24 protein-coding genes are annotated in these 25,401 nt (G+C 69.6%); 10 read left to right on the forward strand and 14 right to left on the reverse strand.

Going from position 1 to position 25,401, the window contains the following annotated elements; translation table 11 throughout:
- From LTT66_RS16665 to LTT66_RS16685, 5 genes are read left to right on the forward strand one after another with little or no spacing between them, the layout of a single operon-like run.
- A complete protein-coding gene (locus LTT66_RS16665; RefSeq protein WP_181722845.1) occupies positions 1-729 on the forward strand; it encodes an enoyl-CoA hydratase in 729 nt (242 codons plus the stop codon).
- Positions 729-1,871 (forward strand): MBL fold metallo-hydrolase, encoded by a 1,143-nt coding sequence (locus LTT66_RS16670; protein ID WP_408638854.1) that lies wholly within the window; start codon positions 729-731, stop codon positions 1,869-1,871. Before LTT66_RS16665 ends, LTT66_RS16670 begins: the two co-directional genes overlap by 1 nt.
- A 39-nt stretch (positions 1,872-1,910) precedes the next feature.
- Positions 1,911-2,117: an antitoxin gene (locus LTT66_RS16675; protein ID WP_181722846.1), complete on the forward strand. Its 207-nt coding sequence runs from the start codon at positions 1,911-1,913 to the stop codon at positions 2,115-2,117.
- A gap of 47 nt (positions 2,118-2,164) precedes the next feature.
- On the forward strand, positions 2,165-4,486 hold the full coding sequence (locus LTT66_RS16680) for an ATP-dependent DNA ligase (protein ID WP_233068539.1): 2,322 nt from the start codon (positions 2,165-2,167) through the stop codon (positions 4,484-4,486).
- Between the two features lie 44 nt (positions 4,487-4,530).
- The gene (locus tag LTT66_RS16685) at positions 4,531-4,707 is read left to right on the forward strand and encodes an antitoxin (protein WP_233068540.1); all 177 of its coding nucleotides are present in this window, start codon (positions 4,531-4,533) and stop codon (positions 4,705-4,707) included.
- Positions 4,708-4,749: 42 nt separating this feature from the next.
- Here the strand turns inward: LTT66_RS16685 and LTT66_RS16690 are convergent, their stop codons facing one another.
- A complete protein-coding gene (locus LTT66_RS16690) occupies positions 4,750-5,394 on the reverse strand; it encodes a cysteine hydrolase family protein (protein WP_233068541.1) in 645 nt (214 codons plus the stop codon).
- A gap of 250 nt (positions 5,395-5,644) precedes the next feature.
- On the opposite strand from LTT66_RS16690, the gene LTT66_RS16695 reads away from it, so the two are divergent.
- Positions 5,645-6,913 carry a lipase family protein gene (locus tag LTT66_RS16695; RefSeq protein ID WP_233068542.1) on the forward strand — a complete coding sequence of 423 codons (1,269 nt, stop codon included), beginning with the start codon at positions 5,645-5,647 and terminating at the stop codon, positions 6,911-6,913.
- Positions 6,914-7,034: 121 nt separating this feature from the next.
- Here LTT66_RS16695 and LTT66_RS16700 read toward each other — a convergent pair whose 3' ends face one another.
- The 4 genes from LTT66_RS16700 to LTT66_RS16715 form a co-directional block, all read right to left on the reverse strand.
- Positions 7,035-7,688: an ammonium transporter gene (locus tag LTT66_RS16700; protein WP_233068544.1), complete on the reverse strand. Its 654-nt coding sequence runs from the start codon at positions 7,686-7,688 to the stop codon at positions 7,035-7,037.
- A 620-nt stretch (positions 7,689-8,308) separates the two neighbouring features.
- The gene (locus LTT66_RS16705) at positions 8,309-9,046 is read right to left on the reverse strand and encodes an energy-coupling factor transporter transmembrane component T family protein (RefSeq protein ID WP_233069290.1); all 738 of its coding nucleotides are present in this window, start codon (positions 9,044-9,046) and stop codon (positions 8,309-8,311) included.
- Complete coding sequence (locus LTT66_RS16710; protein ID WP_233068546.1) at positions 9,046-11,169, reverse strand: ABC transporter ATP-binding protein; 2,124 nt, start codon at positions 11,167-11,169, stop codon at positions 9,046-9,048. The genes LTT66_RS16705 and LTT66_RS16710 overlap by 1 nt, the downstream gene beginning before the upstream one ends.
- A 66-nt stretch (positions 11,170-11,235) precedes the next feature.
- Entirely contained in the window at positions 11,236-12,702 is a 1,467-nt protein-coding gene (locus LTT66_RS16715) for a flavin-containing monooxygenase (RefSeq protein WP_233068549.1), read from the reverse strand.
- Positions 12,703-12,787: 85 nt separating this feature from the next.
- Between LTT66_RS16715 and LTT66_RS16720 the strand changes: the two genes are divergently transcribed.
- Positions 12,788-13,849: an AraC family transcriptional regulator gene (locus LTT66_RS16720; RefSeq protein ID WP_233068550.1), complete on the forward strand. Its 1,062-nt coding sequence runs from the start codon at positions 12,788-12,790 to the stop codon at positions 13,847-13,849.
- On the opposite strand, the gene LTT66_RS16725 is transcribed toward LTT66_RS16720, so the two are convergent.
- The 3 genes from LTT66_RS16725 to LTT66_RS16735 all read right to left on the reverse strand — a co-directional run bounded on the left by LTT66_RS16725 (position 13,846) and on the right by LTT66_RS16735 (position 15,996).
- Positions 13,846-14,523, reverse strand: a complete 678-nt coding sequence (locus tag LTT66_RS16725) for a hypothetical protein (protein WP_043698707.1) — start codon at positions 14,521-14,523, stop codon at positions 13,846-13,848. The genes LTT66_RS16720 and LTT66_RS16725 overlap by 4 nt on opposite strands.
- 68 nt (positions 14,524-14,591) lie before the next feature.
- Positions 14,592-15,377 carry a metallophosphoesterase gene (locus LTT66_RS16730; protein WP_233068552.1) on the reverse strand — a complete coding sequence of 262 codons (786 nt, stop codon included), beginning with the start codon at positions 15,375-15,377 and terminating at the stop codon, positions 14,592-14,594.
- 181 nt (positions 15,378-15,558) lie between these two features.
- A complete protein-coding gene (locus LTT66_RS16735) occupies positions 15,559-15,996 on the reverse strand; it encodes a MarR family winged helix-turn-helix transcriptional regulator (RefSeq protein ID WP_233068554.1) in 438 nt (145 codons plus the stop codon).
- Between the two features lie 51 nt (positions 15,997-16,047).
- On the opposite strand from LTT66_RS16735, the gene LTT66_RS16740 reads away from it, so the two are divergent.
- Complete coding sequence (locus tag LTT66_RS16740) at positions 16,048-16,650, forward strand: TIGR03086 family metal-binding protein (protein WP_233068557.1); 603 nt, start codon at positions 16,048-16,050, stop codon at positions 16,648-16,650.
- A gap of 801 nt (positions 16,651-17,451) precedes the next feature.
- On the opposite strand, the gene LTT66_RS16745 is transcribed toward LTT66_RS16740, so the two are convergent.
- The 3 genes from LTT66_RS16745 to LTT66_RS16755 all read right to left on the reverse strand — a co-directional run bounded on the left by LTT66_RS16745 (position 17,452) and on the right by LTT66_RS16755 (position 20,663).
- A complete protein-coding gene (locus LTT66_RS16745) occupies positions 17,452-18,219 on the reverse strand; it encodes an RluA family pseudouridine synthase (protein ID WP_233068559.1) in 768 nt (255 codons plus the stop codon).
- Between the two features lie 48 nt (positions 18,220-18,267).
- A complete protein-coding gene (locus LTT66_RS16750) occupies positions 18,268-19,275 on the reverse strand; it encodes an adenylate/guanylate cyclase domain-containing protein (RefSeq protein ID WP_233068563.1) in 1,008 nt (335 codons plus the stop codon).
- 119 nt (positions 19,276-19,394) lie between these two features.
- Positions 19,395-20,663 carry an epoxide hydrolase family protein gene (locus tag LTT66_RS16755; protein ID WP_233068564.1) on the reverse strand — a complete coding sequence of 423 codons (1,269 nt, stop codon included), beginning with the start codon at positions 20,661-20,663 and terminating at the stop codon, positions 19,395-19,397.
- A gap of 96 nt (positions 20,664-20,759) precedes the next feature.
- Between LTT66_RS16755 and LTT66_RS16760 the strand changes: the two genes are divergently transcribed.
- Positions 20,760-21,581 (forward strand): alpha/beta fold hydrolase, encoded by an 822-nt coding sequence (locus LTT66_RS16760; RefSeq protein WP_233068565.1) that lies wholly within the window; start codon positions 20,760-20,762, stop codon positions 21,579-21,581.
- Between the two features lie 125 nt (positions 21,582-21,706).
- Here the strand turns inward: LTT66_RS16760 and LTT66_RS16765 are convergent, their stop codons facing one another.
- The 3 genes from LTT66_RS16765 to LTT66_RS16775 form a co-directional block, all read right to left on the reverse strand.
- Entirely contained in the window at positions 21,707-22,663 is a 957-nt protein-coding gene (locus LTT66_RS16765; protein WP_233068567.1) for a type IV toxin-antitoxin system AbiEi family antitoxin domain-containing protein, read from the reverse strand.
- Between the two features lie 89 nt (positions 22,664-22,752).
- Entirely contained in the window at positions 22,753-23,382 is a 630-nt protein-coding gene (locus LTT66_RS16770; protein WP_233068569.1) for a TetR/AcrR family transcriptional regulator, read from the reverse strand.
- On the reverse strand, positions 23,382-23,738 hold the full coding sequence (locus tag LTT66_RS16775; RefSeq protein WP_181722860.1) for an SPW repeat domain-containing protein: 357 nt from the start codon (positions 23,736-23,738) through the stop codon (positions 23,382-23,384). Before LTT66_RS16775 ends, LTT66_RS16770 begins: the two co-directional genes overlap by 1 nt.
- A gap of 219 nt (positions 23,739-23,957) precedes the next feature.
- On the opposite strand from LTT66_RS16775, the gene LTT66_RS16780 reads away from it, so the two are divergent.
- Positions 23,958-25,154, forward strand: coding sequence for an NAD(P)/FAD-dependent oxidoreductase (locus LTT66_RS16780; protein ID WP_233068571.1), 1,197 nt, complete (start codon positions 23,958-23,960; stop codon positions 25,152-25,154).
- Positions 25,155-25,401: the final 247 nt, after the last annotated feature.

Consider the following 25,401-nt stretch of genomic DNA (forward strand, 5'->3'; position numbering starts at 1 on the left):
ATGCTCGGGGTCAGCCGTGACGGTGACGTTGTCACCATCGAACTACGGCGGGAGGAGCGTCGTAACGCGCTCAACTACGAACTCGTGACACTGCTGCGCGAGGCGGTGCTCGCCGCGGTCGCCGACGAGGCGCGGGTCCTCGTGGTGACGGGGCGCGGCCCGGTCTTCAGCGCGGGCGCCGACCTGTCCGGGGTGTACTCCGACGATTTCCTGTCCGGGCTGCTGGAGATGCTGCACACGATCGAATCGGCGCCGATCCCGGTGATTTCGGCCATCAACGGCGCCGCGATCGGAGCGGGCGTGCAGCTGGCGCTCGCCTCGGATCTGCGAGTGATCTCACCGGAGGCGTATATCGCGGTCCCCGCCGCGAAACTGGGCATCAGCGTGGACCGGTGGACCGTGCGCAGGCTGGTCGCGCTGATCGGTGGCGGTCCGGCGCGAACCGTGCTGCTGGGCGCCGAACAGATACCGGCCGACGACGCCTACGCCTTCGGGTTCGCCAACCGGATCGGCGGATTGGCCGACGCGCAAGCCTGGGCCAAGCAGATCGCGGCGCTGGCCCCGTTGTCGCTGCGGCACATGAAGCTGGTGCTCAACGATGACGGAACGCGCGATCCGGAAACCGCGCAGCAGCGGGCGGCACTGGAGGCCGCGTGGACGAGCGAGGATGCCAAGGAGGGTCGTTTGGCCAGGCAGGAAAAGCGTCCGGCGAAGTTCGTGGGGCGATGATGGACATCAGACGTATCGGAGGCGCGGCCGCGGGTGCGCTCGGCATCACCTGGCTGGTCCGGGCGGTGTGGGACATCCCTTCGGCGATGGGCGCTTCGATCTCCGCCATCCAGCCGCACGCGGTGGGCGCGACGACCTATCGCGATCGCCAGTTCCACAACACCGAGCCCAGTATCCAGATAGCCGCGGGTTCGGCTCCCTCGCTGCTGGTCTCGGCCCTGACCCGGCGCAACGCGGGCAGGCCGCGTGGCGCCATTCCGTTGCAGACCCCGCAGCAGCCCACGGCGGCGGCCGCGCTCGCCGTCACCTGGTACGGCCACGCGACGACGTTGATCGAGGTCGACGGGTACCGGATTCTCACCGATCCGGTGTGGAGCGAGCGAGTTTCGCCTTCGCCGCTGGTCGGGCCGGCGCGCCTGCATCCGGTGCCGCAACCGCTGGCCGATCTGCCCCCGATCGACGCGGTGATCATCTCGCACGACCACTACGACCACCTGGACAAGGAGACGGTCCGAGAGCTGACGGCGCGCCAGAGCGCGCCGTTCCTCGTTCCGATCGGCATCGGCGCCCACTTGCGGCACTGGGGTGTCCCGGAGGATCGGATCGTCGAATTGGATTGGGGCGGTTCGGTTTCGCTCATCGAGCTCGGCCGGGACCGGGACGGCGTGGATCTGGTGATCACCTGTACGGAGGCGCGGCACTTCTCCGGACGCGGCCTGCTGCGCAACACCACCCTGTGGGCCTCGTGGTCGATCGTCGGTCCCACACGGCGTGCGTACTTCGGCGGCGACACCGGCTACACCAAAGCGTTCGCCGCGGCGGGCGCCGCGCTCGGCCCGTTCGATCTGACGCTGCTGCCGATCGGCGCCTATGACGAGCGCTGGCCGGATGTGCACATGAATCCCGAGGAGGCGGTCCGGGCACACGCCGACCTGTGTGGCGGCGATCCCGGCCGCGGCCTGCTGGTGCCCATCCACTGGGCGACGTTCAATCTCGCCTTCCACGGGTGGTCGGAGCCGGTCGGGCGCATGGTGGCCGCGGCGCGGGCGGCGGGTACCGCGGCCGCGGTGCCGATGCCCGGGCAGCGTGTGGACCCGTCGAGTGCCCCACCTGGGGATTCTTGGTGGGAGAATGTTGGGTGAACGACTCCGGCTGATCGACGACAGGAAGGATTCACCACGATGAGTTTCGCGGATACGGTCAAGGGCCTGGTCGGCAAGGGAAGGGACGCGGCGGCCAAGAACTCCGACAAGATCAACCAGGCGGTCGACAAGGCCGGTGACTTCATCGACCAGAAGACGCACGGCAAGTACACGGACAAGATCGCGAAGGGCAAAGAGGCCGCCAAGAAGGTGGTCCCGCCGGATCAGTCCGGACCGCACGCCTGAGCGAGCGGCGGAGACCGCGTCCGGGTCTCCGCCGCTACACTTCGGATATGGCGGCCCGCCGCGCGTTCGGTGGTATCGAGGTTGACCTGAGCAACCTCGACAAGGTGCTGTATCCGGCCACCGGCACGACCAAAGGCGAAGTCATCGCCTACTATTCGGCGATCGCGCCTGCCATGCTGCCGCATATCGCCGGGCGGGCGGTCACCCGGAAGCGCTGGCCCAATGGGGTCGACGAACCGTCCTTCTTCGAGAAGAATCTTCCGTCGCACGCGCCGTCCTGGATCGAGCGGCGCACGCTGCGGCATTCCGATCGCAAGGTCCACTACCCGCTGATCGATTCCGAAGCCGGGCTGGCCTGGCTGGCGCAGCAGGCCGCGCTGGAAATCCATGTGCCGCAGTGGCGTTTCGACGGCGACGAGATGGGCGCGGCGACCAGGCTGGTCTTCGACCTGGACCCGGGCAAGGGCGTCGGGCTCGCCGAATGCGCCGAGGTGGCGCTTGCGGTGCGCGAGATGGTCGAGGGCATCGGTTTGCACGCCTTCCCGGTCACCAGCGGCAGCAAGGGCATTCACCTCTACGTGCCGTTGGATCGCGAGCTGAGCCCGGGCGGCGCGTCCACGGTGGCCAAGCAGGTGGCGACGAATCTGCAACGGCTGCACCCGGACCTGGTCACGTCGACGATGGCGAAGGCGGCTCGCGGCGGCAAGGTCTTTCTGGACTGGAGCCAGAACAACCCCGCCAAGACCACGATCGCGCCCTACTCGTTGCGGGGGCGGCCGGAGCCGAACGTCGCCGCCCCGCGCACGTGGAAAGAGATCGAGCACCGGAAGAAGCTGCGGCACTTGCGGTTCGACGAGGTGCTGGCCCGGTACCGATCGGACGGCGATCTGCTGGCGGAGCTGGATCCACCGCCGGCGCGGCGTGCTTCGTCCTCGGTGCAGGCAGGACCGGACGCGTTGAGGAAGTATCGCTCGATGCGTGATCCGGCCCGCACGCCGGAGCCCGTCCCCGCCGAGGCGCCCGAGCCGGGGACGAACAATCGCTACGTGGTGCAGGAGCATCATGCGCGGCGGCTGCACTGGGATGTGCGGCTGGAGCGCGACGGTGTCCTGGTGTCCTGGGCCGTGCCGAAGGGCCCGCCGACCTCGCCGGAGCAGAATCGCCTCGCGGTGCACACCGAGGACCATCCGATGGAGTATCTCGACTTCCACGGCGCCATCCCGAAGGGCGAGTACGGCGCGGGTGAGATGACGATCTGGGACTCCGGCACCTATGAGACCGAGAAGTGGCGCGACGACGAAGTCATCGTCCGGTTCCACGGCAAGCGGCTCACCGGCCGGTACGCGCTGATCCAGACCAACGGCAACCAGTGGCTGATGCACCTGATGCGTGCGCCCGGCGATGCCGAACCCCAGCAAGAGGCGGACAAGTCGCCGGGCCGGATCATTCGCCCGGCCAATGGGCCCGCGCCGCTGCCGCGCGGACTGGCGCCGATGCTCGCGACTCCCGGCGACGTCACCGAACTCGGCGCCGACGAGTGGTGCTTCGAGACGAAGTGGGACGGCTTCCGGCTGATCGCCGAAATCGACTCCGGCGCGATCACCTTGCGCAGCCGGGCGGGGAACGTCGTGACCGACCGCTATCCCGGCATCGCCGCGTTGCAGCGGGAGTTGTCCGGGCACCGAGTGGTGCTGGACGGCGAGGCGGTCGTCTTCGACGATCACGGCGTGGCGACCCTCGGTCTGCTGCAAGCCGATGCGGCGCGGGCCGCCTTCGTCGCGTTCGATGTGCTGTACCTGGACGGCACCTCGCTGCTGCGCAAACGCTACGCCGATCGCCGCAGGGTGCTCGAGGCGCTCGCCGCGAACGCGCCGTCGCTGGTGGTGCCGCCGCGACTGGACGGCTCGGGCGCCGAAGCCCTGCGCTACAGCCAGGAGCAGGGGCTCGAGGGCGTGGTCGCGAAACGCAAGGATTCGGTGTATCTGCCGGGCAAGCGCGGGCATTCCTGGGTGAAGCAGCGCAACTGGCGCACCCAGCGGGTGCTGATCGGCGGTTGGCGGCGCAGCACGGCGCGGGATTTCAAATCGCTGCTGGTCGGCATTCCGCACGACGGGCGGCTGGTCTACGTCGGCCGGGTCGGCACCGGCTTCGACGAGTCGGACATGCGGGATCTGGCGGGTCGCTTGCGCAAGCTGGAGCGGAAGACCTCGCCGTTCGACAACGACCTCACCGCGGAGGAGCGCAAGGAGGCGGTGTGGGTGACGCCGAAACTCGGTGGCACCGTGCGGTTCATGAACTGGACCGAGACGGGACGGCTGTGGCACCCGGCCTGGCTCGGCGCCGCGCCGCACGCGCGCGAGGCTGGGTAGGGTTGATTCGCGGTTGTTCCCAGCGCGAAAACGAGGAGTGCACGGTGGACTTCAAGAACCTGGCCGGCAAAGCGATGGACCTGGCCCAGAAGAACGCGGACAAGCTGGACGCGGTCATCGACAAGGCGGGCGACCTCGTGGACGAGAAGACGGGCAAGAAGTACGCGAGCCAGGTCGACACCGCCCAGGCCGCGGCCAAGAAGGCCTTACGGGAGCAGTGAACGATCGAACGGGACCCGGCCTCGCCGGGTCCCGTTCTCGGGTCAGTGGCCGCCCGCGAGCAGCGGGGTGATGGTGGCGATATCGGTCACCAGCGTGTGGCCCTGGAATGCGAAGTCGTCGTAGGCCCGCGCCATGGCCGCTTCGTCCCGGCCGCCGACGGCGTCGCTGATCACCACCGGGACGAACCCGAGGTCGGTGGAGTGCGCGACCGTGGGCGCGATGCCGATCTCCAGAGCGACGCCCGCGATCGCGTAGGCGCCGATGCGCAGGTCGCGCAGCATCGAAGCCAGCGGCGTCCCTTCGAACGCCGACATCGACGTCTTGTCGAAGACCACCTCGTCCGCGCGCGGCCGCAGCTCCGGGACCAGTTCGAAGGCCGGGGTGTCGCGCTGCAGGATGAAGCGCACCTCGTCCACCGAATCCACCTGCTGCCAGTTCATCGCCATGCGCAGCGCGAAGGCTCCGCTGAGGCGCTGGGGCAGGAAGAAATGGCGCAGGAAGACCACCGGGTAGCCACCCGAGCGCGCCGCGTCGACCACCCGCACCACGCGCTCGATGATCTCCTGGCCGTCGGGCAACTGGCTGAGGACGCCGACCTGCATGTCGTAGACGATCACCGCCATCCGGTCCGGGGCGCACACGTCGGCGAGTCCTTCGGGGATGTCCAGTCCGTTGCCATGCCGCATACTCGGCTACTCCTCTGCGTTGCGCCCGCGCCGCTCGGGCGGTGGCGCCCGACGGCTATCCGATTGCGCTAGGGGCGTTTTCGTCACCACTGTAGCCAGTCCGGCGGACACCACCGGCGGTGGGTGTGACCTGCGATCGACCGTTGCCGGGGTGGTCGGTGCCGCAGTACCGTTGAGTTCTGGAGGCCGAGTGGTTCGGCGCCGAACGCACCGGAGACACTCGCGCCTCGCCGGGACTGGGGAGGCCCTGATGAAGGATGTTCAGCGAGCGCCTGCCATCGCGTGGGCGAGCAACCGGCCTGTGCGCCCGGCGATTCTGCGGGCCGTACTGGCGGCTCTGACCTTTCTGGTCGCCGCCCTGAGCGCCGCCCCCGCGGCGTACGCCGAGCTACCGCCGCCGGATCTGGACCCGTTCTACGCGGCCCCCGCGAACCTCGCGGACTACCGGAACGGCGCCGTGCTGGATTCCCGCCCGATCGCGCTGTTCGGTCTACCTCTGCCCATTTCGACCTGGCAGGTGAAGTACCGGAGCACCGACGCGAGCGACGATCCCGTCGCGGATGTGGCGACCGTCATGGTCCCGATGCTGCCGTGGTTCGGTCCCGGCGCACGGCCACTGCTGTCCTACCAGGTCCCCGAGGACAGTCTGGGCACGCGGTGCGCCCCGTCGTTCGCGCTGCGCGGCGGCTGGGACACCGGCGCCGTGAACACGCTGATCGACACGCCGTTCATGGCGGAGGCGCTACGCCGCGGGTGGGCGGTGGTGGTCAGCGACTACGAGGGGCCGTGGTCCCGTTTCCTCGACGGGGTGAACTCCGGACGGGGTGTGCTGGACGGTATTCGCGCGGCCCGTGACTTCCCGCCCGCCGGACTCGGACCCGCGACGCCGATCGGCGCTTGGGGCTACTCCGGCGGTGCGTTCGCCACGCTGTGGGCCGCGCAGATACAGCCGTGGTACGCGCCGGACGTCCGGCTCGCGGGGCTCACCTCGGGCGGCGTTCCGGCCGACTGGCCTGCCATAGCGCGTGAAGCTGACGGCACCGTGCAGGCCGGACTGGCGTTGCTGATCCTGTTCGCGCTCGCCCGCAACGATCCCGGCGCTGGGTTGCTGGAGTTGCTCAACTATCGAGGGCACGCGGCGCTGATCGAGAACGGCGCGGCCTGCGGGTCCGATCTGGTGCCGAAGTACGCGGGCGCGCGGGTCGACGACTTCGCCCTGGTTCCGGATCTGCTGTCACATCCGGCCTTCCGGGCCGCGACCGACGCCCAGGAACTCGGCGGCAGCGCGCCCGCGGCGCCGATGTACCTGTATCACAGCCTCACCGACGACGTGATCCCCGTGGCGGGATTCACCGACTTGGTCCGCCGCTACTGCGCGCGGGGAGCAACTGTCACCTCCGTGCACTCGATGCTGCCCACGCACAACCCCGCGGCGATCGGCGAGGCTCCGGGCGCGATGAACTTCCTGGCCGAACGATTCGCGGGTATGCCCGCTGTTCCGGGATGCCGCGAGCGGTAGGCGGGTGAGCGTCCGGGCGCAGTGGTGGGCGCGCCCCGCCGCGGACGAGCGCCGCCGGGCGCACAGACGAAAGCGCACCGAATCACAGTCGATTCGGTGCGCGTCGTGCGGCGGGCACCGGTCAGTTCTGCGGACGGCCGGTGGTGTCCGTCCACTTGGTGGTGCCGGGCTGGGCGGCCAGCGTGCTCAGCAGATCGATACCGGCGATGATCAGAGCCGGTCCACCGACGACGATGGTGCCGATGATGCCGCCGATGCCCGCGCCGGCGAGCACGGTGCCGATACCGATCGGTCCGCCGATGAGGCCGGTCAGTCCGACGAGTGCGCCGATCACCGTGCCGATGAACCCGCCGACCGCGGTGGCGATGCCGAACTGCGACAGGAACGCGTCCATCGCCCGCTGGTTCTCGAACGGGGACGCGACCGGCGTGACCGCCGGGCGGGCCTGCGCCGCGTCCTTCACGACGGTCAGCTCCAGTACCCGGCCCGCGTCGCGCACGGCGTGCGGCAGGGGGTACTCGAGGCCGTCCTGCCGGAAGGCGAGTGGCAGTGTGACCGCGACGTTTCCGGCCGCATCCTTGATGTCGACGGCGCCGCCGCGCACGTCGAACGTGCCCGCGGTGAGCGTCGTGACGATCTTGTTCCCGATCAGCTCGGCCTCGTAGCCGATGTCCGGGACCGGCGCCGCGGCGGGTTCCGCGTGCGTGACACCGGCCCCCACCGTGAGCGCGGCGATGAGTGGGACGGCAGCGGCGGTGACTTTCCGGAGAATCATTTCTCGGTTTCCAATCTTCATCAGGTCTCGAGCAATAGAGAACGCGGCACACGCCGAAATTCCTTCCCCCGTCGGCATGTACGTCCGTAATGTGATCCAGAAGACAGCTACTTCTGAGTGGTAACTGTACTGTGGCTGATGGGGTTTAGGACCTGATTTTCGGGGGTAATCTTCCGGTTTTACCGGCTCTCATGGGGTTATAGCGTCTCGCTATTCAATGCGAACGTAGCGTAGTGGCTGTAGCCGACATGACGGGTCCGCGGCGCTGCGGACCCGTCCTCGATCGAGTTCACGGCGGTTCGGCCACGCCGGTCGTAAGGCCAACTACGCCACTGGCTTTCGTGAGATCGAGCGCGAGCGCGAGTGCGCGGATGCCGTCGTTCCGCTCGAGCGGCCAGGGACTGGGCGGCCGGAAGGGTGGCGCGACCAGACCTGGAACACCGACCGGAACCGATGGCTGCCGACGCAACGCACAACCGCTGTGCTGAACCCGACGGTCGGGCACCGGTGTCCGCATGCCGGTTCTCGAATCGGATGACGGCCGGCAATCCGCAAACATTCCGTGAACATCGGCGACAGAATTCGCCGGAGGCTTTCTCTCGGGCCTTTCCGGCCCGAGTTCAGAGCAGCAGGTGCAGGGCGACGGAGCCCAGGCACACACCGAAGACCAGCGCGAGCGCGAGCGCGTCGCGGCGGCCGGGAGCGCTGGGGTGGGCGGTGAGCTGCCCGGTGCCGCCGCGCGCGGTGATCGCCTCGCCCAGTTCACCGGCGCGGCGGGTCGATACCGCCATGGCCGCGGTGAGGATGTCGATGAGCGGGTTGTCGGCCGCGCGGGCGAGCATGCCGTCTTTGGGGCGCAGCCGGCGAGCGGCCCGCAGCACCCGGATCTCCTCCATGAGCAAGGGCAGACCGCGCAGGGTGAGGGCGACGACGACAGCCCATTCGTCCACCGGGAGCCGCAGGCGGCGCAACGGCGCGCCCAATTTGGCGAGGGCGGGCGCGATATCGCCCATCGGCGTGGTCCACGCGATGAGGAACGACGCGGCCACCAGGATCAGGGTGAACGTCGCGATCTGCGCGTAGCGCAGCACCGCCGCGCCGCCGACCGGCACGGTGATCAAGCCGCCGACGACGAACAACGCCCAGAACCACCAGGGCAGGCGCGGCAGCGTGCCGAGCGGCAACCGGGCGGTGACGCCGACGAACACCAGGAACGCCGTCATGATCCCGAGCACCGGCCAGGAGGGCAGGAACATCAGCACCAGGCTGATCAGGAACACCCCGATCATCTTGGTGCCCGCCCACAGCCGGTGCACCGGACTGGCGACCGGCACCTGACGCAGCAGAACGGTGCTCATCATCGACCTCCGTGCTCGAATCGCCAGGCGGTTGCACCCGGCGTGCGCAGCGCCCCCGGACCGGACTCGGCCTGCGCGGCGGCTTTGCCCGGCACCGGCGTGACTTCCCAGGCGGATTCCGCGCCCAGGATTCGTCCCGACCGCAGATGCACCGTGCGATCACACACCGCCGCCATGTCGGCCACGTCGTGCGAGATGACGATCAGCGTCAATCCGGAATCCCGTAGCCGCCCGAGTAGCTCCACCACGTCGGCCCGGCCCTCCGGGTCGAGACCGGCCAGGGGTTCGTCGAGCACGACCACTTGGGGATGGCTGGCCACGATGGCGGCGAGCACCACCCGTTTGGCCTGGCCGCCGCTGAGTTCCTCGATCGAGCGCGCGGCCAGCGAACGATCCAGCCCGACCGCGTCCAGCGCTCGCCCGACCGCGCCGGAGCCCGTGGCCCGCCCGCCCCAGTCCGCGATCTCCGCGCCGACGGTCTGCTTCTGCAATTGCAGGCGGGAATGCTGGAACGCCAGCTCGACCCGCCCGATCTGCTTGCTGATCGGCTTCCCGCGCAGGTCGCAGTGACCGGAACTCGGTTCGATCAGACCCGCCATGATCCAGGCCAGGGTGGATTTGCCCGAGCCGTTCCCGCCCACGATGAGCAGCGCCTCGCCCTGCCGGACGGACAGGTCGACGCCGTGCAGGGCGGGCGCTTCCCACGGCGTCGCGCGGTTGTAGACGTGCCGGACGTCGCGCAGTTCCAGAATCGGCTCGCCCATCGGCCTGCGGCGCTCGTCGCGCGCCGGTCGCGGCCACGCGGGCAGGCGCGCGACCGAACGGCCTGCGGCCAAGTGCACCACCCGGTCCGCGGCCGCGGCATCGGCTTCGTGGTGGGTGACCAGTACCACGGCCATCGGGTGCCGCCTCGGCAGTGCGGCCAGCAGTTCCACCAGTTCCCGGCGTCCGTCCGGATCGATCATCGAGGTCGCCTCGTCGGCGATCAGCAGCGCGGGCCGGCGGGCCAGCGCCGCCGCGACCGCGAGCCGCTGCTGCTGCCCGCCGGAGAGCGTGGCGGTCTCTTTGCCGCCCATCCCGGCGAGACCGACCTCGCCGAGCAGTCCCTCGACGTCCACCTCGGCGGCCAGTTGCGCGGACAAGCCCCATACGACGTCGTCGGCGACGAGCACGCCGAGGGTCTGGCTCTCCGGTCGCTGCAGCACCAGAGCCGTCCCGCCGAGCCGCCCGAGCCCGGCCGATCCGGGCCGCCGCACCGATCCCGAGGTGGGCGGCAGCCCCGCCAGCAGCCGGGTCAGCGTCGACTTGCCCGAACCGTTGTGTCCCACCACGGCCACGAATTCGCCGACCTCCACGGTCAGGTCGACGCCGCTGAGCGCCTCGCGTGCCGCGCCGGGGTAGCGGAACCCGGCGTCGCGCAGCGTGACCGGCAGCGGTGCGATGGGCCGGTCGTCGACCGGGGCGTCGAGCCGGTCCGAGCCGGGCAGCCAGTCCAGCCGGTCCAGCACCGAGCCGAGGACATACCAGGAGAACACCCCGGTGGCCACCATGCCGAGCGCGACGCCGCCGCCGATCCACAGCCACCACCAGCGCAGCACCGAGTCGGCCAGTTCCGCCGCGAGCTGCCCGAGCGAAGCCAGCTGCACTTGGGCGGCGAGATCCTGCAGACCGCGCGCGAGATTGCGGATGTTGTCGAAGAACAGGTTGCGCGCGCTCGACAGTGCCAGCAGCGACCCGATGGCAAGCGCGGCCCACGCCAGCCCGGCCAGCAGGGAAAGGCCGAATACCGCCACGACACCGCCGCGGCGTCGCTTCACGCTTCCGATGATTCCGCCCATGGTGGCCGCGGCGAGCAATCCCGTCGCCGCCGCCATACCGCCCGCCACGAAGGTGACCAGCGTGGCCGCGATGGTCGCGGTCACCACGGCGCGCGGCCGGAAGCGATGCGCGATCAGCCCGATCGGGACCGCGGCGACCAGATTCAGCGCGGCGGCGAACGGGACCACCGATCCGATGGTCACCAGCCCGACGGTGGCTCCGCCCAGCACGGCGCCGGTGGCCAGCTCGATCGGACGCAGCGGCCCCCGCTGATCCGATTCGCCCGGACGGTCCAGTTCATTCACAGCACAAGTCTGCCAGCCCGGCGGGCGGTGCCGGGTGACGGCGAAATCGAGCGGGGCCTTCGTCGATCACGAGACCGGAGTCAGCGTGTAGTGCCGGGGGTCGAGGCGACGGGTGCGGCGGCGGTAGCTGGTCTGCGAGCCGGGCCAGTTGTTGGTGATGCGGCCCGCGGAGTTGCGGTACCAGCTCGAGCAGAAGTTCCACGGGGTGCGGGCCAGGCGTTGCTGGAGCGCGGTGTTGTAGTCCTCCTCCAGGTCCGCGCGGACGTCGACACAGTGGCCGGGATGGTCGGCCAGCAACTGCACGGCCTGGCGGATATAGCGAGCCTGCGACTCGATCATGTAGATGATCGAGCCGACGCCGAGATTGGTGTTGGGCCCGTAGACGAGGAAGAGGTTCGGGAAGTCCGGCACCGTGATGCCGTAGTACGCGTGCGCGCCGTCGGCCCAGGCGTCGGCCAGCTTGCGGCCCCCGCGGCCGTAGATGTCCATCGGCCAGAGGAACTCCGTGCCTTTGAAGCCGGTGCCGTAGATGACCACGTCCACCTCGTGCAGCGCTCCGTCGGCGGTGCGTACGCCCTGCGGGGTGATCTCGCTGATGGCGGTGGTCTCCACCCGCACGTTCGGCTGGGTGAGCGCGGGGTAGTAGTCGTTGGAGAACAGTGCGCGCTTGCACCCGATCGGGTAGTCGGGGGTGAGCTTGGCTCGCAGCTGCGGGTCCTCGACCTGTTCGGCCAGGTGCCGGGAGGCGATGCGGGCCACCCACCGCGCGATCGCGGGCACCTCCACCAGCCCGAGCGAGACGAACTCGGCGATCGACCACCACCCGAACCGCTCGGCCAGCAACGCGCCCGGCACCCGCGCGAACAGTTTGTGCTGGATCGGCGAGTAATCGGTGTCGAACTTCGGGATCACCCAGGCGGGCGTGCGCTGGAACAACGTGAGCCGGGCGACTCGGGGCTGGATCTCCGGGATGAACTGGATGGCACTGGCCCCGGTGCCGATGCAGGCGACGCGTTTGCCGCCGAGGTCGACCTCGTGGTCCCACTCGGCCGAATGGAACGACGGGCCCGCGAACGTCTCGACGCCGGGAATGGCGGGCAGAGACGGCCGCGACAGCTGACCCACCGCCGAGATCAGCACGTCCGCGATCCAGCTGCCCCCGTCGGCGGTGCGGACGGTCCACCGGCCGGTGGCGTCGTCGAATTCCGCGTCGGTGACGCTGGTGCCGAAACGGATCGCCGCCAGCACGTCGTGCCGCTCGGCGACGCCGCGCAGGTATCGGTGAATGGCGGCACGCCCCGAGTACCGCTGCGGCCAGTCCGGCTTGGGTTCGAACGAATACGAGTACAGCGGGGACGGCACGTCACAGGCGGCGCCGGGGTAGGTGTTCTCCCGCCACACCCCGCCGATGTCGGCGGCGCGCTCCAGGATGGTGAAGTCGTCGAAGCCGTTGCGGCGCAGCTCGATCGCCATGCCGATGCCGCCGAAGCCCGCGCCGATGATGAGGATCGCCGGCCCATTGCGCGCTGTCATGTGACACTCCTCACTGCGACCGTAACTGTCTCCACTGTAGGAGCCGCTGTGCCGTGGTATCGAGAAATTCGGCCATAATGTCCGCGTGGAACGGGTGCAGGATCCGGAAATCCGCGATTGGAACTTTCCGCGCGGGGTGGCCAGCGTGGCGCTGATGGTCGGCTACGCGGCCGAACACGACGTGCCCGTCGCGCGCATGCTGCAGGGCACCGGCCTCACCGAGCAGCAATTGCGGGATCCGGACGCGCAGATCGACGCACACACCGAACTGGCGGTCATCCGCAATCTCGTCCGCGAACTCGCCGACCGGCCCGCGCTCGGCGTCGAGATCGGCCGCCGCTACCGGATCACCACCTTCGGCATCTTCGGCTTCGCCTGCGTCAGCAGCCCCACGCTCGGCGAGGCGATCAGCCTCGCGTTGCGCTACCTGGATCTCAGCTTCACGTTCTGCCTGCCGGTCGCCGAGTGGGGCGAGGGCGAGTTCGTCGCGGTGGTGCACGACGAATCGGTGCCCGTGGACGTGCGACAATTCCTCGTCGAACGCGACGTCACCGCCATGCATCAGGTGATGAGCGACCTGCTCGGCACGCCCTTGCCGCTGACGCGGGCCGAATTCCGTTTTTCCGCACCCGCCTATGCGGACCGGATCACGGAGGTGACGGTGGTGCCGCCGCGCTTCGGCATGTCGCGCAACCTGTTCGCGATCGAACCGATGCTGCTGGAACAACCGCTGCCGCAGGCCAACGAGCACACCTGGGCGATGTGCCTGGCGCAGTGCCGGGACTTGGTCCACCGCCGCAGGGCCCGCACCGGCATCGCGGCCGAGGTGCGCGAGCGCCTGGTGCCGCGCGGCGGCGCGGACGGGTTCGCCGCACCACCCGGCATCGACGCCGTGGCGAACGATCTCAATATGAGCACCCGCACGCTGCGGCGCCACCTCGACGCGGCCGGAACCAGTTATCGCGCGTTGCTGGACGAAGTGCGGCGGGCATTGGCGGAGGAAATGCTCACCGCCACACCGCTCTCGGTGAGCGACGTCGCGATCCGGCTCGGCTACGCCGAAGCCTCGACGTTCATCTTCGCCTTCAAGCGGTGGACCGGTAACACCCCGGCGGCCTATCGCCGCGAACGCGTCGTCCGGCGTTAAGCCCCTTCGCCGCGGCCGCTGCGGCTGCCGGTGTAGGCCAGCTCGCGGATCTTGCCGATGGCTTTGGGGAACAGCTCCACCTCGGGCGGGTGATTGAGCATCGGATCGAAGTAGTCCGTCCGGTGCTCGGCGGATTCGGCCGGACGCAGCGTGAGTTCGGCGACCCGCCAGGCGGGTCCGCCGAGGCGGCTGGCGGTGAGGGTGAAGCTCACCAGGTCCTCTTGCAGGTGGGCTTGCATCGATTCGAGCGACGCCGACCCTGGCTGCACGCTGTCCGGCTCGGCGAAGAACCAGGTGGGCGCGGAGTTGTCGATCCGGTAGGGCATCAGGCAGCCGTAGCGTGCGCTGGCCCAGCCGCGCGCGGGGGTGATCACCAGCCTGCCCAGCGGTCCGCGGCCCGTGGTGGCCAGCGCGAAATCCCAAGGCTGGTCGTCATGGACGAGCACTCGGAACGCCAAGCCGAGCACATCCGGCAGCCCGTCCGGCAGCCCGACGCCCTTGGACAACCGCGCGATGACCGCTCGCTCGCCACTGCCGAAGAGCGGCTCGAACTCGGGCTCCGCGTGCAGGCGGCCGGCCAGGTGCAAACCCGTCGGGTGGAACACCCGCGCATGCCGGATCCGTGCTCCGGCCGCGAACGCGTTCTTCACCACTGCGGCTGGTAGATCGACCATGGCGAATCCTCCCGGGTAGGCGTCGTGTGCCTCCCGATTGCCCCGGCTCGTGCCGGGTAAACCGCCCCTCAGACCGGTTGCACGCCGATCCGGCCGCCCAGCGCAACCGTGCGGAAGTGGGTGGTGAGCCGGTGGTCGTCGCCGATGACGTGCAGCGCGACCGCCGGGTCCGGCGCGTAGTCCATGACGTGGTCGGGCATGTCCAGTTCCCACTCGCCGCTCAGCACCGACGCGGTGCTGGGGGCAACCAGCAGCGGGCGGCCCCCGAACGTAGTGGTCGCGGCGGAATGGGCGTGCCCGGTCAGCACAGCGACGATCCGGTCGTCACCGGCTACCAGCTCGGCCAGCCGCTGCGGCTCGGCGAGCGAGATCCCGTCCACGATCGGGCTGAACAGGTGCGCAGGCGGGTGGTGCAGCGCGAGCAGGATCGGCTTGCCCGCAGGGGCCGCACCGAGCACCTCGTCCAGCCATTGGTAGGTCTCGTCGGCGAGCCGTCCACCCGCCTCCCCGGGAACGCTGGAATCCAGCAGCGCGATGGTGAGGTCGCCGATGCGATGCGTGCGGTTGATCGGGGCGTCGGACGCGGGCTCACCGAGCAGGCGCGTGCGGAAGCCCGCGCGGTCGTCGTGATTGCCGGGGATGGCGTACAGCGGGATCTCGGCGTCGAACGCGAGCCTGGCCTCCGCGTACTGCTCGGGTTTGCCGGATTCGGTGATGTCGCCGGTCACCAGGATGGCGTCCGGTCTGCGGCGCAGGCCGGCGATGAACGCCATCACCCGTTGCACACGCTCGGCATTGCGGGTGCCGAGATCGAAATGTGTGTCGCTGACCTGAGCCACCAGGATCATCGGCATTCGCTTTCGCTAGGGGTTCGCTGCACTGCGTCAGAGCGTGCGCGCGCCGCGGCCGCCGCACGTCATCAGGCTAATTGACCTGCGTATTACCCGTCGCCATGACGCTCGCCACCGTGCGAATGGTGCCCCCCGAACTATGTTCGAGATCACATTGGGAAATGCGCGGTCGCCGTCACGCGGATCAGGATGTGGAGCGTTCGGACACCGCGTCGGAGAGCGTGCGCAGGGCGCGCAGGAAAGTGCGGCGGTCCGGTTCGGGAAGCTGCTCGAGTAGTCGGTCCTCGCTCGCCTGGATGTCGCGCTGGGCGCGGTCACGCAGGGCGCGGCCCGCGTCGGTGATCGACACCAGGTTGACCCGCCGGTCCGTCGGGTCCGGTTCGCGCGTGATCAGGCCGCGGCGCTGCAGCTCGTCGAGCACGCCGATGATGCGAGTCTTGTCCGCGCCGATCGCCTTGGCCAGCGCCGCCTGGGTGTAGACGGGTTCGGCGCCCAGTCCGAGGAGGACGGAGTAGCCCCACATCGACAGCTCGTGGCGCTCCAGGATGGGCAGTTCGGCGGCCATGAGCGTCCGGATGAGCGGCGCGATCATCGCGGCGAGATCGGGACGGGCGTTGGGCATGGACCGACGATACTGCTTGGCAAATTGTAAGCCCGCACATACGATAGGCACATGCTTACTAACTCTGTGGAAGAATTGCGGGCCTCGCACGCTCGGTCCGTTCGTTTGAGCGTGGACGTCGTCGCCCGGGTGCGCCCCGACCAGTTGGATGCCGAAACTCCCTGTGCGGGTTGGCGCCTTCGTGACCTGCTGGAACACATGATCGCGCAGAACCACGGCTTCGCCGACGCCGCGCGGGGCGGCGACGATCTCGGTGTCTGGGCCGTTCGCCCGTCCGCCGATCCGGTCGCGGATTACCGCGTCTCCGCCGACGACGTCCTGGCCGCCTTCGCCGCCGAGGACGTCTTCGAGCGCGCGCTGGTGCTCGCGGAAATCCTGCCGGACCAGGGCATCCCCGCCGACCGCGTGATCGGCTTCCATCTGGTGGACAGCGTCGTCCACGCCTGGGACGTCGCGCGATCGATCGGTGAAACGGTCACGCTCGATGCCGCCCTGGCCGACGAGGCGCTGAACATCGCACGCACCGTCCCCGACGGGCCCGAACGCTCCACACCCGGCGCGCCCTTCGCCCCGGCCCTGAGCGCGCCGGGGCACACATCGACCCTCGACCGAATCCTGCTGGCCCTCGGCCGTTCACCGAACTGGCCGAACTGACCCGCTCGAGCGAGTCGGTCAGCCCTGCGGGGTCCCTGCCCTGCTCAGGCCGACGCCCTGGGTGATCCGTCTGGGGATAAGTGTGCGTGAACCGCACGCCGGCGGTGGCTCCCTGAACTGGCGAGCTGATCCGCGCGAGTGGCCCGGCGAAACCTCTCGTGCAGGCCATCGACCCCTCGGATCGGCTGTGTGCCCTGGGCGATCCCACTAGCGATGACCGGAGAACAACCGCGCGGCGGCCGCTCTTCAACTCACCGAGTTGATCCGCGCGGACGGCCCCGCGGCCCGTCCTGCGATGCTCCTGGCCTTGTGCGCCGACAGTGCGTCCTGGGGACAACTGTGCGCGAACTGCGTTCGGGGCCGCTCCCTGGCCAGGCCGCGCTGGTGGCTCGTCGGGCGTGCTGCGGTGCTGCTGCCCCACACCGGGCGGGTGCCCCGAGCGATCTACCTGGGGATGGTTGTGGAAGAACCGCGCGGTGGCAGTCGCTTACCGAACGGGCCGGGTGGATCCGCTCGAGCGGCCCCGGGGGGCGTCGTGAGCCCGTCCCCCCTTGCGCCGGGCTGTGGCCTGGGCAATCCGCCTGGGGACGAGTGTGCGCGAACTGCGTTCGGGGCTGCTCCCCGAACCGGCCGCGTGGGTGGGTGGCTCGGCCTCCTGCGGCGCTTCTGCCCCCGCACGCCGGGCGGGTGAGGGTACCCCTGTGATTCACCTGGGGACGGTCGGCACCGGTTCGCCGCACAGCGTTTTTCGCAGCGGCGATGCCCAGCTGAGGAGACGTGGAGAACGAACGGGGCGGCGGGCTACCGGATTGTGTGCAGGAGTTCGATTGCGTGGTCCAGCGGGGGCGGTGCCGTGGATTCGCCGAGCGGGCGCCAGAAATCGGTGTCGGGATCGGCGGTCAGCGACAGTTCGGGCGGGGTGCGCCACGATGCGGCGAGGGTCAGGCGCCAGGAGTGCAGGTAGGTCCGTTGGTGGGCGCCGGAGCGGTCGAACAGCGGGTCGCCCACGATCGGATGCCCGGTCCAAGCCAGGTGGACGCGGATCTGGTGGCGGCGGCCGGTGACCGGACGCAGCGCGAGCACAGTGTGCGCCGGGCCGCGCAGCACCGTCACGAAATGGGTGAGCGACGGGTAATTCTTGGCGGGGAGCAGGTCGGCGTCGTCGACGAACCAGCGGCCCGCCGAATGGCGGATGCTCTCGCGCGGCGCCGCGATCCGCACCCGGTTCTTCCGTCCCACGCTGAGTGGCAGATCGAACACGCCGGTGTCCGGCAGATCGGTGGCCGCGACGACGGCCAGGTACGCCTTGTCAGCGGTCTGTTTGTTGAACTGCCTGGTCAGCTCGCCGTGCGCGCGGAGTTCCTTGGCGAACAGGATCAGGCCGGAGGTCACCTTGTCGATCCGGTGCACCGGATACAGCGTTTCGCCTGCCGCGGCCGCCAGCTCGACGAGGTCGGTGTCGTGGCGCTCGCCGGTGACGGAGATGCCGGCGGGTTTGTGCAGGGCCAGAATCGCCGCGTCCTCGTCGACGAGGGAACGCGCGCGCAGCTGTGACCAGTCCGTGTCCACCGGACGAGCCTAGGGCGGCGGTCGCGGGCGGGCGGCACGCGGTCGCGGCTACTTGCCGTTCTTGCCGTTGTGACGCAGCAGGTGGGGCCGCAGGCGATTGAAGCCGCGCACCCGGACGCTGCGCAGGTGCCTGATGGTGAATGCCGGGTCGCCCTCCAATGCGGCGGCGGCGTGGTCATCGATCAGGACGGTGCCCGGCCGCGCGACGCCGGTCAGCCGCGAGGCGATGTTCACCACCGAGCCGTACAGGTCCCCGAAGCGTTGCAGTACCGGGCCGTAGGCGACGGCGACGCGCAGATCCGGGGTGCCGCCGACCATCATGGTGGATTCCTGGATGGCGAGGGCGATGCGGGCGGCCTCGGTGGCGCTCTCGGTGGCGAACATGACTTCGTCGCCGACGTTCTTGATCACCCATCCGCCGTTCTCGGTGATGGCGGCGGTGGTGGTGGATTCGAACGCCTCCAGCAGCATGGACAGTTCGTCCGGATGCAGGTGCCTGGTCAGCCTGGTGTAGCCGACCATGTCGGCGAAACCGACGGCCAGTTCGCGGACCGACTCACCCGCACTCGTCCCCGGATCCAGTGAGCGCGACAGCGCCGCGGCGAGATGCCGCCGCCACGCATAGGTGTTCAGCTGCTCGAGCGTGGCGATGGCGCCCTCGGTGGCGGCGCGCACCGTCTCTTCCGGGTCGGCGTCGGGAGCCGCCCGGGCGATGCGCTCCTCGATCTCCGCCAGCACCAGGTCGACCTGCCATTCCGCCAGACGGGCCATGCCCTGGCCGAGCGTGCGCGCGGTCGCCGACTGCTGCCGGGTGTCCGCCGAGGACAACACGGTCAGCTGCTCGAAGTTGCGCACCGCCGCGACATCGGCGTCGGCGTAGTCGACCGCCTCGTCACCGATGCTCGACGGGAAACCGAGCGCCATCCACAAGCGCTTCGTGAGCGCCGTCGTCGTCCCCGACCGCTCGGCGACCTCGGTGCGGTTGTATCGGCGTGCTCCGTCGAGCAGGTAGGACTCGACGACCGACTGCACCAGCTCGGACCTCTCGGTGGCCATGATCGGTACCTTACGGGCCATATCCGACGACTCGGCCCCCATTGGGGGACTTCACATACCGCCGACCACCCGACGTCGGATTCGCTTCCGCGACGACTGCGTTGACGGCTTCCTCGGCGCTACCGGGTAGTGGACGGGGTGCGGCCGCGGAAGGTGCGGCGCAGATCCTCGACCCACCGGTCCGGTATCTCCCACGGGATGAAGTGACCGCCGCGATCGTGGGCGGTGAGGTTGACGTGGTTGTACCAAGCACCGCGGTCGCTGTCGCGAAAGTTCTGCACACGGCGGTCGGTGGTGACGCCGGGCGGGTTCTCGTAGCCGACGAAGGTGATGCCGGTGGGGGCCTCGATGGGGGGCTGCCGGTCGTGCGAGGGGGTCCACGGGTAGCGATGGTTGTTGGCGTAGGTGCGGATCGACGTGCCGATGGAATTGGTGACCCAGAAGATCATCGCGTGGGTGAGCAGGTCGTCCTTGCCGAAGACGGACTCGATGTCGCCGCCGTTGTCACTCCAGCTCACCCAGCGCTGCAGAATCCAGGCGAGCATCCCGGCCGGGGAGTCGGACAAGCCGTAGGCGAGGGTGCTCGGTTCGAGCACCTGTGCTGCCAGGTGGACGGCGAAACGGCGTTCCAGCTCGATGATCCGTGCGTGCACGCCGGGAGGTATGCCTTCGGGAATGGGCCTGCCGCCACTGATGTCCCAGCCCCGGTCGCCGTCGAACAGGGTGAGCTTCTGGCCGGAGCCGATGTGGATGCCGTACAGCTCGGCGGAGTACTTGTGCCCGAGCTGGCCGGTGACCAGCGCGCCGACATCGCACCCCGCCGCGGCGTACTTCCGATGGCCGAGCGTCTCCGTCATGAGGACGTGCCAGAGGTCGGCGACCTTCCAGAAGTTCATATCCGGGTTGTCGGGCAGCGGTGCGGAGAACCCGAACCCGGGGAACGACGGGACGATCACGTCGAACGCATCGGCAGGGTCGCCGCCGAAGGCCCCGGGGTCGGCCAGCGGGTCGATCACCTTCGCCCAGTGCCAGAAGGTCCAGGGCCAGCCGTGAGTGAGGATCAACGGCGTCGGGTTCGGCCCGACGCCCGGCCTGCGCAGGAAATGCACCGGCACGCCTTCGATCTCGACGAAGTAGTGCTCGTAGGCGTTGATGGCGGCCTCCGCCGCACGCCAGTCGTAGCCGGTGCGCCAGTACTCGACCAGCTCTCGCAGATAATCTCGCGAGACACCGTAGGACCAGTCCTCGTTGCCCGCGTCGACCGGCCATCGGGTCAGGTCGAGCCGTACCCGCAGGTCGGCCAGCACCTCGTCGGGCACGTGGAGGGGTGTGGGATCCAGCGGAAATGGCCGTGTCTCGACTCCATGCGACAAAGGATCGTTACTCACGCGAAAAGTATGCTCCGCGACCGGAGAGGTCATCGCACCCCACGGCGCACTCCGATAGCGTCGGGACGAGGGACGGGTCTCTGATCGGAGGACATCGTGGGCAAGACCGGACGAGCTGCCGGGTTCGAGGTCACCGAGGGCGTGTGGGCGCACGGCCTGCCTTATTTCGCGATCGGCTCCGGCCGGCCGCTGGTGTTTCTCCGGTGGTTCAGCCCCGACCACGCGAACCCCCGGGGGTGGATGCGCGACTCCGAGATCAAGACGCTGGGGCCGCTCGCCCGGAACTTCCGCGTCTACGCGGTGGGCCGGGCGCCGGGCATGGCGGAGGGCATCACGATGGGCGAGATCGCCGCCGAGCACGCGGACGCGCTGCGCGGCGAGTTCGGCGAGCCGGTCGACGTGCTGGGCATCTCCTCCGGCGGCTCGGTGGCGCTGCAACTGGCCGCCGATCATCCGGAGGTGGTGCGCCGCCTCGTCATCGCCTCGTCCGGATACCGCTTGGATCCGATCGCCAAGGAAAGCCAGATGCGCTACGCCGAAGCCGCTCTGCGCGGCCGCCGGGCAATGCACCACCTGGCCTCGAGCACCGTATCCTCGCCCGTCGCCGCTCGTTTCGCGGCCGCCGCCATGTGGTTGCTCGATCCGCTGAACCGCCCGGCCGACCCCGCCGACACGCATGCCTTCCTCCGCGCCGAGGACGATTTCGACCTCGGCGACCGCCTCGGTGAGATCCACGCGCCCACGCTCGTCGTCGGCGGCGAACGAGACGCCGCCTACAGCCTCGCCACGTTCCGTCGCACCGCCGACGGGATCCCCGATTCCCGCCTCGTCATCTACCCCGGCGCGGGCCACGTGGCCGCGATCAAGCACCCCCGCTTCGCCATCGACGTCACCGACTTCCTCACCCGGCGCGCCTGAGTGCCCATAAACCGCATCACTGGTATCTCGCCCACGGCGGCGACCTCTCGGCGGGCGAGGGACTGTGCTCGGGCAATGGCTCATGGGACGCCTCTTTGCGCTCGTCGGGACAGTGGAAGTGCGGATCACAATGCTGGGGTGGGCGTCCAATAGCCGGACCGGCGATCGCTCGCGGCGGTGCGGAACGCCGTGTGGAGGCGCTCGGCCAGGCGGCCGGGAGCGGACAGGTCGTCCCAAGTCCAGCGGACGACTGTCCAGCCGAGGGCGCGCAGTTGGTCTTCGCGCAGCATTTCCGCGGTGCCGGCCTCTTCGGCGGGCATCAGGGCTCGCGCCGCGGTCCGGTACTCGGCCTTTCCGTCGAACTCGCCGATCACCCCGAAGTCGGGGAACAGGAAATCGACCCGACCGACGCATATCTCGCTCTCGGAGAACACGCGCGCTTGCACTTCGGGAGCGGGGAAACCTTGCTGTCGCAGCATGATCCGGCTGCGGGATTCTCCGACGCTCTCGCTGCGGCCGTCGAGGAAGTCGAGGACGAGGGCGGCCCTGCGGCATCCCGGCCGGTGCCGGGCCCTGCGGAGATGTTCGCGCAGTTCCGTCGCGGTGGTCAGACCCTGCCGCAAGGCGGAATCTCCGAGAGCGACGGATTGTTCGAAGCGTTCCGAGCGGGCGATATCGAGGACGGTGCGCGCCGGGGTGGTCACTCGGATGTCGTCGACCAGGGTGATCTCGTCCGGCTCCATCTGGGCCGAATGGACCACGAGCCGCCTGCTCAGCCGACCGCCGTTGATCCGGTTCCTGGTGAGATGAACGCGGTCGAGCGGAATGCCCCAGGTCGCCATTCCGTGCAGTACCGCCGCCGAGCAGTGGCTCGTGATGGCGGACTCGGACGTGGACTCCGCGGTCGCCAACGTCATCAGCAGATGCCGCCCGGTCGCGCCGAGACCGGACGCGGGCGAATTCAGATAGTGCCCGGCCCGCAGCCGCTGCCATTTCCCCGTTCGGCACAACCGGTGCAGGGCCTTGTCGGACAGACCGGATGCCAGCGCTTGCTTACGCGAGATCAGTTGCGGTGCTTCCATACGACGATCGTGAGCGACCGGCGTCCTCAGGACACCCATCGCAGGGGCGAATGTGGACAACACGCCTGCTGTGGATAACTCCGGTGCGTTCAGCCCATCTGGGTCATGCCCGCCGCGACCACGCGAGCCACGTTCAGCACTTCGTCGGCGGTGGGCAGCGGCACTCCGTCGAGCGCGTGCAGCCGGTCGGTGCTGGCGATGGCGAACATCGCCGAGACCCAGGCCGCGGCGCACGCACGCAAGGTTCCGGGGCGGACCGGGGCCGGGGCGCTCGCCTGCAGCACCTTGGCGGTCACGTCGAGCATTTGATCGCGCAGGCGGCGCAGTTGCCGTCGCACGTCGGGATGGGTATCGGCCTCCCGCCACAGGATCACCCGCAGCACCGACGAGTGGTGGTCGCGCAGGTTCAGGGCGGCATCGAGATTGACCAGGCTGGTCGCCGGATCGCCCGGCGCCACCACCGTGCCGATGTCATCGATCGGCTGCGCGGGCACCCGCTCGGACATCAAGGCGGACAGGATCGCATCCTTGGTGGGGAAGTAGTAGAAGACGAGTCCTTTGGGGACGCTCGCCGCGGCGGCGACGGCCGCCGTCGCGGTGGCGTCGAATCCTTGTGCCGCGAACAACTTCTCCGCGGCGTCGAGGATGAGCTGCCGGGCGTCGCCGTCGGCCTTGGCGCTGCGGCGACGCCCGGCGCGCCGGGCTTTGGGCATCTGCATCAGTGATGCGGAGCCATGTCGTGCAGACGTCCCGACACGGTCGGCAGCGCCGCTACCGCGACCACCGCCGTCACTACCCCGACCACCCATGCGGTCCAGGATGCGCTGCGGTACTCGGTGAAGTCCATGACCCAGGGGGAGATGAACAGCAGTGCGCCGCACAGGCCCATCACGTAGTCCGCCGCCGCCATCTCGGGGCGGGCCATCTGTGCGAGACCGGTGAGGGCGATGAGCACGCCGAGCACGATCAGCGACCACATGGCGTTGTCGTTGGTGTCCACCCACAGGGGGGACAGTGCGGCGAAGGCTCCGAGCACGACAGCCAGGAAATCTTGCGCGCGGCTCTCGGTGAACATGTGTGCCTCCTCGGGCTGGGAATATGTCCTCTCCTCGGTATAACTCTGATTGACCGCCCGATCAATAGCGGAATGGAAACGATTGCGCGACAGTCGCTCGCCTGCCGCGACGTGACCGTCCTCACAGAGACGTGAACCAAGCAGAGGTTAGGGTGGGCTTCGTCGCACCGCTGGTTTCCGCTGGGAATCGGCGGCGAGTTCCACAGAAGGGATGGCCGTATGACCGCGCCGATCGTGATCGTCGGAGCCGGCCTCGCCGGCCTGCGCACCGCGGAGGAACTGCGCCGCGCGGGGTACGCCGGGGCGCTCGTGCTGGTCGGTGAGGAGTCGCGGTTGCCGTACGACCGGCCCCCGCTGTCCAAGCAGTTCGTGCGCGGCGAGACCGACGACACCACCCTGCGTCCGAGCGAGTTCTACGACGAGAAGCAGATCGAGCTGCGGTTGGGCACCGAAGCGGTCGGCGTGGACACCGCGGCGCGCCGCGTCCGCCTCGCCGACGGCACGACGCTGGACTACGACCAGCTGATCGTCGCCACCGGCCTGCGCCCGCGCCGCCTGCCCGGCTTGCCCGATCTGGCCGGCGTGCACGTGCTGCGCGGCCATTCCGACGCCGTCGCCCTGCGCGCCGATCTGACCGGCGCTGCCACGGCGCTGGTCGTCGGCGCGGGCTTCATCGGCTGCGAGCTCGCGGCGAGTTTCCGGGCACAGGGGGTGGACGTCGTGCTGGTCGAACCGCAGCCGACGCCGCTGGCCTCGGTGCTCGGCGAGGAAGTGGGCGAACTGGTCGCGCGGACGCACCGTGCGGAAGGGGTCGATCTGCGCTGCGGAATCGGCGTGGACACTCTCCTCGGCGACGACGCGGGGCGGGTGCGCGGCGCCCGGCTGTCCGACGGCACCGAGATCGCCGCCGATCTCGTCGTGATCGGCGTGGGTTCGCGGCCGGTGACCGAATGGCTGAGCGATTCCGGAATCGCGCTGGCCGAACCGTCGGCTGGTGGCGGCGTGCTCGCCGACGAGGTCGGGCGCACCTCCGCCGAAGGCGTGTGGGCGGTCGGCGACGTGGCGGCGTGGCTGCACGACACCGGTTCGCGCAAACGCGTCGAACACTGGACCAACGCGGGCGAACAGGCCAAGTTGGTCGCCTGCGCGCTGCTGGGCGCCGAACCGCCCACGGCGGCCCGCGTCCCGTATTTCTGGAGCGACCAGTACGACGTCAAGATCCAGGCCCTCGGCACCCCCGGCGCGTCCGACGAGGTGCACATCGCCTCCGACGACGGCCGCAAGTTCCTCGCCTACTACTCCCAGGGCGGAAATCTCACCGGCGTCGTCGGCGCGGGTATGACCGCGCAGGTGATGAAGGCGCGCGCGAAGATCGCGGCGGGCGCTCCGGTGACCGAGCTGCTGGCGCCCAGCTGAACGCGCCGGTCGCGCGCCAACGTCGCGGCGGGCTGCCGGCGGTTCCGCGGAACGTGCCGGGTGCGTGACAACGCCGCGATCGGTTCGGCCCGGCCGGTGTCCGGCCGCGCGCTCGTGCCGGCTCGAATTCCTGATCATGGTGATCATCGGGAGTTCCGCGCGGTTGCTCGGGCGGACCGGTGGCAGAACTCGCAGCTGGCGGGCATCGGGTCCCGCCTGAGGGCACCGCGCGTCTCGGATCGCGGGC

The sequence above is a fragment of the Nocardia gipuzkoensis genome (assembly GCF_021183645.1).
Taxonomy (GTDB): Bacteria; Actinomycetota; Actinomycetes; order Mycobacteriales; family Mycobacteriaceae; genus Nocardia; species Nocardia abscessus.